Origin of the sequence: Streptomyces boncukensis, from assembly GCF_011045075.1 — a bacterium.
Classification (GTDB): Bacteria; Actinomycetota; Actinomycetes; order Streptomycetales; family Streptomycetaceae; genus Streptomyces; species Streptomyces boncukensis.
The window spans coordinates 1-1,274 of sequence record NZ_JAAKZZ010000970.1 but is presented as its reverse complement, the minus strand read 5'-3'; the positions used below and the strand labels follow the sequence as shown (position 1 = coordinate 1,274).

The 1,274-nt window shown below is 71.7% G+C and carries 2 protein-coding genes; both read left to right on the top strand.

Annotated features, from left to right (window positions below; translation table 11 throughout):
• The first annotated feature begins 164 nt into the window (after nt 1–164).
• Nucleotides 165–467 carry a helix-turn-helix domain-containing protein gene (locus G5C65_RS37385; RefSeq protein WP_165303482.1) on the top strand — a complete coding sequence of 101 codons (303 nt, stop codon included), beginning with the start codon at nt 165–167 and terminating at the stop codon, nt 465–467.
• A 4-nt stretch (nt 468–471) separates the two neighbouring features.
• Nucleotides 472–957: a YbaK/EbsC family protein gene (locus G5C65_RS37380; protein ID WP_165303481.1), complete on the top strand. Its 486-nt coding sequence runs from the start codon at nt 472–474 to the stop codon at nt 955–957.
• Nucleotides 958–1,274 lie beyond the last annotated feature (317 nt).

Below are 1,274 nucleotides of genomic sequence, written 5' to 3'. Positions count from 1 at the left end.
GACGGGGGCTTGCTGGGCCGGGGCTGCCCCTTGCTGTTTCGTCGCAGTCCGCGGGTGCTCTGTGGTTGCTCGCGCAGTTCCCCGCGCCCCTTCGGGGCACCCATGTGCTCTGCGCTTGCGGTCCGGCCCTTGACGGAGGCGTAGTTAGTTAGCAAACTGGCTACGTGATTGAGGTGACGGTGCTGAAGGCGCTGGCCAGCGAGAAGCGGCTGGCTGTCCTGGAGTGGCTGCGGGATCCCGTCGCCCACTTTCCGCCGCAGCGCGACGGCGACCGGGTGGAGGACGGCGTCTGCTCCGTCCTCATCGCCGAGAGGCTCGGCGTCAGCCGGCCCACGGCGAGCGCGCATCTCAAGCTGCTCGCCGAGGCGGGGCTGCTGCGCGTGAAGCGGACCGGGCAGTGGGCGTTCTACCGCCGGGACGAAGAGCGCATCGCCGAGGTCAAGCGGATGTTCGACGAAGGGTGGTAGCACGGTGGCCTACGAGAAACTCCTGGCCCTCCTGGACGAGCACGGGGCGCGGTACCGCCTCCTCGACCATGCGCCGGAGGGCCGCACGGAGATCGTCAGCGGGTACCGCGGCCACCCGGTGTCCCACGCCGCCAAGTGCCTGGTGGTCATGGTGAAGACCGGCAAGAAGACGAGGCGCTACTTCCTCGCCGTCGTCCCCGGCGACGCGCGGGTCGACCTCGAAGCGCTGAAGTCCCTGGCGGGCGGCAGCTATGTCTCCTTCGCGTCGGCCGACAGGGCCGAGGCGCTCGCGGGCAGCGAGAGCGGCACCATCCTCCCGTTCAGCTTCCACCCGGACCTGGAGCTGGTGGTGGACCCGGGGGTCCTGGAGCCGCCGGAGATCTACTTCAACGCCGCCCGCCTGGACCGCTCCCTCGCCCTGCGGGCCGAGGACTACGCGGCGTATGTGCACGGCGAGGGCGCACAGGTGCGCCCGATCGCCCTCGCGTAACCGGCGTTCCCGGGCCCGCCGGATTGCCGAACGGCCGCCTGGGTGGAGACTGGTGACGACGCGCTGTCCCGTCCGCGAGTCGGCGGAGTCCGCCGGGCAGCCCCGCCAGGCAGCTCTGGGAGGAAGCCCCATGTCCAGCTACGGCCACCACGCCGACGGCGCTCGCGGGCGCGTTCGAACCCTTGGGCGGTGATCCGGGGCAGGCGGGAGGCATACCGGGGTTCCTCGCCCGCTTACGGCGGCGGGGCACGGCCTGGCACCTCGTCGCGCTGGTGGGGATCGCGGCCGCGGCGCTGTCGGCCGTGTCGGTACTGATG